The sequence below is a fragment of the Glycomyces tarimensis genome (genome assembly GCF_054776215.1).
Genome location: NZ_BAAHCB010000002.1, coordinates 359,735 through 367,355, shown reverse-complemented (window position 1 = coordinate 367,355; position 7,621 = coordinate 359,735). Strand labels below are relative to the sequence as shown.

The 7,621-nt window shown below is 69.6% G+C and carries 4 protein-coding genes; 2 read left to right on the top strand and 2 right to left on the bottom strand.

Annotation, left to right across the window (positions count from 1 at the left end; all coding sequences use genetic code 11):
- Positions 1-36 precede the first annotated feature (36 nt).
- Complete coding sequence (locus ACYVK3_RS03830) at positions 37-1,848, bottom strand: HNH endonuclease (RefSeq protein WP_460495916.1); 1,812 nt, start codon at positions 1,846-1,848, stop codon at positions 37-39.
- A gap of 366 nt (positions 1,849-2,214) precedes the next feature.
- Positions 2,215-3,246, bottom strand: coding sequence for a LacI family DNA-binding transcriptional regulator (locus tag ACYVK3_RS03825; protein ID WP_460495915.1), 1,032 nt, complete (start codon positions 3,244-3,246; stop codon positions 2,215-2,217).
- 326 nt (positions 3,247-3,572) lie between these two features.
- On the opposite strand from ACYVK3_RS03825, the gene ACYVK3_RS03820 reads away from it, so the two are divergent.
- Entirely contained in the window at positions 3,573-5,423 is a 1,851-nt protein-coding gene (locus ACYVK3_RS03820; protein ID WP_460495914.1) for a coagulation factor 5/8 type domain-containing protein, read from the top strand.
- Between the two features lie 22 nt (positions 5,424-5,445).
- Positions 5,446-7,608 carry a discoidin domain-containing protein gene (locus ACYVK3_RS03815; protein ID WP_460495913.1) on the top strand — a complete coding sequence of 721 codons (2,163 nt, stop codon included), beginning with the start codon at positions 5,446-5,448 and terminating at the stop codon, positions 7,606-7,608.
- Positions 7,609-7,621: the final 13 nt, after the last annotated feature.

Below are 7,621 nucleotides of genomic sequence, written 5' to 3'. Positions count from 1 at the left end.
GCACCCCGAACACTACCGGCCCGGGGAATCAGGGTGTCAACACCAAAGGACCAAGTCCCTGGGGCTGGGACTGGCTTGGTGGCAGGTATTCGCGACGGTGGTCCGGTTTGGGGTCTGGGCATGGTGAAGGGCTCGAAGCCGTTGTCGGTTTCGAGCTGGCGACCTATGAGGTGTCTTCCCCGCCACGGCATCCCGCAGCGGGCACCCTAAAAACGGGGGCGGTCCGTAGTCCGGTGCCGGTGCGGCCCCGACCGGTTCGCGAATCCGCTTCGCCTCGGTCAGCGGGGTCGAAGTCTCGTATTCCCGCCTCTGGCCCTGCTCCGGTTCGGGTGCCGGTGCTGAAGCCGATTCGGGTTCGGTCGCGGGTTCAGGCCGGGGTGTCGGTGTGGTGAAGCGGGCTCGCACTTTCGCGCGGGCGGCTTTCACGGCGGCCATGACCTGCTCGGTCTCGGCCTGCTCGGCAGCCGCTTCGAGGTCCGGTTTCAGGGTCTCCGACCATTCCTCGGGATACAGGCCGGTCGGGAAGGCGTTCGCGATGTCCTCGGCGAAGCCCAGATCCAGGTCGGTGTCGGTGCGCCAGTCCGAGCACCCGCACTTGAGGTCGGGATCGGTGTCCTCGTGCCCGTCGTGGTGGACGATCAACGCTTTGCCCGGTCCGGTCTTCTGAATCGACCAGCCGGGGGTGTGGACGCGGCCGTGGTGAAACCGGCACAACAGGATCAGGTTCTCCGCCACCGTCGGCCCACCATTCGCCCAGTGGCGGATGTGGTGGGCCTCGGTCCACTGCACCGGAGCGAGACAGCCGCTCCACGCGCACCCGCCCGGCTGCTCCAACTCCAACTTCCGCCGCAGCGCCGAGTTGGGCAGGCGCAGGGCGCGGCCGAGTTCGATCGCTTCGCCGGTGCGGTAGTTGAACACGTTGGGGATGACCAGGCCTTCGCAGGCGAGGAGGCGGGCCTTCCCGAGGCTGATCGGGTCGCCTTCCAGCGTCGGGACTCGGCCGGTGTCTTCCCCGGCCAGGGTCTCGATGTCGACTGACAGGTGCAGGATGGCGGTGTGCCCGTGCCGCTTGGCCGCGTTCGGGTCGGCCCCGTGGGCCGCGAGCACCTGGTGGAACGCCTCGGCCCGCCGGTTCGCCGCAGGCGGCAGGCACCCGTCCTGCTCGACCTCGTCCTGCCGGGGCGGGGGCACGGCGGTGGTCAGGAGTTTGGCGAACAGCTTCCCGGTGTCGGCCGACAGGAGCCCGGTGAGGACGAACATGCCGTTCTCGGTCTCCACCAGGTCGAGCCGCTGCAACGACTGCTGCCCGAGCCCGTCCAGCAGCTCCTCACCCGAGTCGAGCGCGGCTTGGAGCTCGTCGAGCTGGGCGTGCACGTCTTTCACCGTCGCGTGAATGCAGTACTGCGCGATCAGATGCTCCGGCGTCGGGCAGAGGATGTCCGCGTCAAACGGGGACGGCACCGGCTCCTTGTAAGGAGTCCGGGCGTACACCCGCAGAGCCTTGGTCGCGTCCAGGCGGCGCACGGCTGCCGCGACCCGGTCGATCCGCGCGGCAGCAGACGTCGCGGTCTCAGCGAGCACCTGGAACTTGCCTGCGGTGCGGGCGATCGCGGCGAGGTCGGCGGCGACGCGGAGGTGGAAGTCGAAGGTGGCGACCAGCCACTCGCGGAGGGCGGAGAAGCCGTCGCAGTCGCGGTGGATGTTCCAGGCTTTCGCCTCGATCACCCGGGCGAGGATGTCCGCGTGGAGGGCGTTGATGGCGGCAGCCGCCTCATCGAGATCGGTGTGGATGACCTTGGCGCGCTCGGTCCGCTCGGTCCTGCTCTGGGTCCTCGTCGCTTTGGCCATCTGACACCTCCCTCGGTCATTGAGGTCTCGTACGAACCTGCTGTTTCCGCCGGTTCGTGCTATACCTCTATTCTCCCAGGCCACAAGGCCCCTGTCATCACCCATTAGGGTGGGAAAACCCTCACGTTTCCCCGGCCGGAACCAGCGAACCGCTTTGCCCCGCAAGACAACCCGGGGAAAGGGGACCGCCTGCGCAGAGGCGCACCCTCCCGCCAGCCCGCCGACCCGACCTCCACAAAAGACTCCACCTCTTCGTCGCTGACGCCTTTAGTGCAGCGCAACCATCAACGCCACACCGTTCCCGCCAGCGCCTCACCTTCCATTGCCGGTCTCCCCAGGCGGACTGCCAGCGCGACCCGACTTCGCTCAAGCCGATTCGCGCACCACCAGCTCCGGCTCGAAGATCACCGAGGCCGGCTCCATGCCCGGATCGGCGATCCGCTCCAGCAGCAGCCGCACCATCTCGGCGCCCATGTCCTCCAGCGGCTGGCGCACGGTCGTGATCTGGGGACGGCTCAGCCTCGACGGGGAGCTGTCGTCGAAGCCGACCACCGCGACGTCCTCGGGCACGCGACGCCCGTGGTCGTGGAGCACGTGGATGGCGCCCTGCGCCATCAGGTCGCTCGCCACGAACACCGCGTCCATATCGGGGTGTTCGGCGAGGAGGTCCTTCATGGCGCGTTCGCCGCTGTCGAAGGTGAAGTAGCCTTCGGCGCTCGGCACGAAGGCGCGGCCGCGGCGCGCCCACTGCTCCACGTATCCGGACTGGCGCTCGTGCGCGGCCGGCACCGCGAGCGGGCCGGTGATGGCGGCGGGCCTTCGCCGCCCGAGCGACGCCAGATGGTCGGCCGCCAGCGCCCCGCCGTCGCGGTTGGCCAGGTCGACGTAGCTGACCGGCGCCTCCTGCGGCGGACGGGCGAACCGCACGGCGGGCCGGCCCGCCTCGACCACCAGCGCCGGGATCCGGTCGACGGCGAACGTCGAGATCAGCAGGGCGCCGTCGGCGTTGCCCTGCTTGAGGTAGGCGGCGATCGCCGCCTCGTCGTCCTCGTTCTCGGCGACCATCAGGGCCGGGTAGATGTTGCGCGGGCGCAGGGATCCGATGATGCCGGTCAGGATCCTCCCGAAGAACGGGTCGGTGAAGAACTTGCCGGCGTCGACGTCCTCGGTCGGTCCGACGCCCGCCACGACCACCCCGATCGCGTCACTGCGGCGGGTGACCAGGGACCGCGCCGCGCGGTTGGGAACGTAGCCGGTGGCCGCCACCGCGCGCCGCACCGCCTCCTGGATCTCGGGATCGACGTTCCTGGTCTGGTTGATCACCCGGGAGACGGTCGCCCGGGATACGCCGGCGGCTCTGGCGACGTCCTCAAGAGTGGGGGTGGCATCAGCGCTCATTGGCCAGTTATAGCACTCCTTGGAGAGCGCTCGCCAATGTAGAAGCAGGCATAACGGTCTCAAGAGGCCGAGCTTGGTCCATGTTTCCGTGGCGTTGGCGTCCCGGGCCGGTGTGGACGGCACATGGATGAGCGACGTTCCCAGCCGGATCGCTCGTCGTAAGGGCGCTTGAACTGGAAGTACGGCACGCGTCTGCCAGGTAATGCAATGACGTATTCAAGTTCTTGACAATGTTGAGCGGTCCGTCGTAGCATGAGGAAATGGGAGAGCGCTCTCCCAAGGGATCGCCCCGATTCTCCACAGCCACACCCTCACAGGAGCCTCTTATGCAGGAAGAATCCTCTACTCCACGCCCGCGCCTGGGGCGGCGGGCCGCCCTCGGCGGGGCCGCCGCCGTGGCGCTCGCCGCCGGAGCCGGCGTGGGCCTCGCCGCGGCCGAACCCGGCTCGGCCCAGGGCGACTGCGGCGAGCCGCCGGACGTGCTCCCGCCCACCGACGCCTACGACCCGGACTTCGGTCCGAACACGCACGTGTTCGACCCCGGCACTCCGGCCTCGGAGATCCAGTCCACCGTCGATGCGATCACCGAGCAGATGTTCACCAACCAGTTCGGCCGCGAGCGCCACGCCGTGCTCTTCAAGCCCGGCACCTACGAGGCCGACATCGACCTGCGCTTCTACACCCAGGTCGCCGGTCTCGGACTGCTGCCGGGGGACGTGGTCCTCAACGGACACGTCCGCGTCGAGGCCGACTGGCTCGGCCAGGGAGACGACCCGAACTACAAGGGCAACGCCACCCAGAACTTCTGGCGCTCGGTCGAGAACCTCGCCGTGCGCAACCCCGACGGCCAGATAGCGCGCTGGGCCGTCTCCCAGGCCGCCCCGTTCCGCCGTGTCGACCTCCAGACGCTCGAGATGCACCTGTGGGACGGCTACGAAGGCTGGGCCTCGGGCGGCTACATCGCCGACTCGCGGATCTCCGGCACCGTCGTCTCCGGCTCGCAGCAGCAGTTCTTCACCCGCAACAGCCGGCTCGAAGGCGGCTGGAACGGCTCAGTCTGGAACATGATGTTCGTCGGCGTCGACGGCGCGCCCGCGCACCACTTCCCCGATCCCTCCCACACCGTCGTCGACGCCTCGCCGGTGATCCGCGAGAAGCCGTTCCTCTACATCGCCGACGACGGCGAGTACCGCGTGTTCAAACCCGCCGTCCGCCGCGGGGCCACCGGGCTCAGCTGGAGCGGCGGCGAGCCGGAGGGCGTCTCGATCTCGCTGTCCGAGTTCTATGTGGTCGTCCCGGGCACCGACGCCGCCGCCGTCAACCGCGCCCTCGCCGAAGGCCGCCACCTGCTGTTCGCGCCGGGCGTCTACGAGTTCGACCAGACCCTGGAGGTCACCGCCCCCGGCACGGTCGTGCTCGGCATGGGGTTGGCGACGATCATCCCCACCGCCGGGAAGACCGCGATCGCCGTCGCCGACGTCGACGGGGTGGTCCTCGCCGGGCTGCTCATCGACGCGGGCGCCGCCGAGTCCGGCGTGCTCGTCCAGGTCGGCCCGCCCGGCTCCTCGGCCGACCACTCGGCCGACCCGGTCTCGCTCCACGACCTGTTCGCCCGCATCGGCGGCGCCCACGCCGGCAAGGCGGCCGTGAGCCTGGAGATCAACAGCCGCCACGTCATCGCCGACCACCTGTGGCTGTGGCGCGGCGACCACGGCGAAGGCATCGGATGGACCGTCAACACCGCGGCCAACGGCCTCATCGTCAACGGCGACGACGTCACCGTCTACGGCCTGTTCGCCGAGCACTACCAGGAGCACCAGGTCATCTGGGCCGGCGAGCGGGGCCGCACCTACTTCTTCCAGAACGAGATGCCCTACGACCCGCCGGACCAGCAGTCCTGGCGCGAGGCCCCGGCCCTCGGCTGGGCCTCGTACAAGGTCGACGACGGCGTCGCCGAGCACGCGGCCTGGGGCGTGGGCGGCTACTGCTTCTTCAACGTCAACCCCGGCGTCGTCTGCGACCGCGTCTTCGAAGTGCCCGAGACCGACGGTGTGCGCTTCACCAGCCTCGTCTCCGTCTCGCTCGGCGGGGTCGGGACGATCCGCAACGTCGTCAACGACACCGGCGACCAGGTCGACGAGACCACCTTCACCGCCTACGTCCAGCGCTACCCGTGAACCACCCCTTGAGGAGCAAGCGATGCGATCACCACTGAAACGGACGGGCCGACGGGCCGCCGTGCTCGCCCTGGCGGCGATCACCGCGGCGTCGTCCTGGATGCTCGCCGTCAACACCGCCCAGGCGCAGACCGAGGACGTGGCGCTGCTGTCGCAGGACCGCCCCGCCTCCGCCTCGTCGGTCGAGAACCCCGACTACACGCCCGCCTCGGCCGCCTTCGACGGCGACCCCGGCACCCGATGGGCCAGCGAGTTCGCCGATCCGCAATGGATCCAGGTCGACCTCGGCGCCGTGTTCGACCTCGAGCGGGTCGAACTGGTCTGGGAGGCCGCTCACGCCAGCGCCTACGAGATCCAGGTCTCCACCAACGGCAGCGACTGGTCCACCGCGTACAGCACCGAGGACGGACAGGGCGGTGCCGAGACCGTCGCCCTCGACGCTCCGGGGCGCTACGTGCGCATGATGGGCCTGGAGCGGGCCACCGACTACGGCTATTCACTGTGGAGCTTCGAGGTCTACGGCTGCACCGCCGGCGACGGCGGCGGCACCGGCGAAGCGGCCGCCGTCGAAGTCACCGGCGGCCAAGGCGACTGGCAGCTCACCGTCGACGGCGAGCCGTTCACCGTCAAGGGCCTCACCTGGGGCCCGTCCACCGCCGAGGCCGAACGCTGGATGCCCGAACTGGCCGACATGGGCGTCAACACCCTGCGCACCTGGGGCACCGACGCCTCGACGCTGCCGCTGCTCGACGCCGCCGCGGCCCACGACGTCAAGGTCATGCTCGGGTTCTGGCTGCTGCCGGGCGGCGGCCCGGGCTCGGGCGGATGCATCGACTACGTCACCGACGAGTCCTACAAGTCGCAGACGCTGGCCGACATCGTCGGCTGGGTCGAGACCTACCGCGACCACCCCGGCGTCCTGATGTGGAACGTCGGCAACGAGTCCGTCCTCGGCCTGCAGAACTGCTACGGCGAAGGCGAGGTCGACGCGCAGCGCCACGCCTACACCGCGTTCGTCAACGATGTGGCCGTCGCGATCCACGGCGTCGACGACCAGCACCCGGTCACCTCGACCGACGCCTGGACCGGCGCCTGGCCGTACTACAAAGCCAACGCCCCCGATCTCGACCTGCTCTCGGTCAACGCCTACGACGACGTCTGCGGCGTCGAGCAGGCCTGGAACGAGGGCGGCTACGACAGGCCGTACATCATCACCGAGACCGGCCCGTCCGGCGAATGGGAGGTCCCCGACGACGCCAACGGCGTGCCGGACGAGCCGAGCGACATCGCCAAGGCCGAGGCCTACACGCAGGCGTGGGACTGCATCACCGGCCACGAGGGCGTCGCGCTGGGCGCGACCATGTTCCACTTCGGCACCGAAGGCGACTTCGGCGGCGTGTGGTTCAACCTCATCCCCGGCGGCAACCGGCGCCTGTCCTACTACGCCGTCGCCGAGGCTTACGGCGGCAGCACGCAGGCCAACACCCCGCCGGTGATCTCCTCGATGGACCTCGGCCTCGACGGCCCGGTCACCGGCGGCGAGGAGTTCACCGTCCGCATGGACACCGCCGACCCCGACGGCGACGCCGTCGAGTACATCCCGATGGTCAACAGCGCCTACATCAACGGATCCTGGGACATGCTGCTGGCCGACTACACCGTGAACGGTGACGGCACGATCACGATCAGGGCGCCCGAGATCCTCGGGGTGTGGAAGCTGTACGTCTGGGCCGAGGACGGCCACGGCAACGTCGGCGTCGAGTCGGCCTCGTTCGAGGTGACCGTGCCCGAAATCGGCGGCGAGAACATCGCCGCGGGCAGGCCCACGACCGCCTCCACGTTCCAGGAATGGGGCGGCCACACCCCCGACCAGGCGACCGACGGCGACCTGTCCACCCGCTGGGCCAGCGAATGGGCCGACCCGCAGTGGATCCAGGTCGACCTGGGCCAGCGCACCGAGTTCGACGCGGTGCAGCTGGTGTGGGAGACCTCGTACGCCTCCGCCTACGAGATCCAGGTCTCCGACGACGGTCAGGACTGGACCACCATCCACCAGACCTCGGACGGCGACGGCGGCGCCGACACGATCACCGACGGCGGCGCCGGCCGCTACGTGCGCGTGCTCGGCACCGAGCGCGGCACCGAATGGGGCTATTCGCTGTTCGAATTCGGCGTCTACGCCTGAATGTCCGACCCGG

Excerpts from the sequence above, each read along its gene's own strand:
- ACYVK3_RS03825 (WP_460495915.1), bottom strand. The coding sequence starts at position 3,246 with ATGAGCGCTGATGCCACCCCCACTCTTGAGGACGTCGCCAGAGCCGCC.
- ACYVK3_RS03820 (WP_460495914.1), top strand. The coding sequence starts at position 3,573 with ATGCAGGAAGAATCCTCTACTCCACGCCCGCGCCTGGGGCGGCGGGCC.
- ACYVK3_RS03815 (WP_460495913.1), top strand. The coding sequence starts at position 5,446 with ATGCGATCACCACTGAAACGGACGGGCCGACGGGCCGCCGTGCTCGCC.
- ACYVK3_RS03830 (WP_460495916.1), bottom strand. The coding sequence starts at position 1,848 with ATGGCCAAAGCGACGAGGACCCAGAGCAGGACCGAGCGGACCGAGCGC.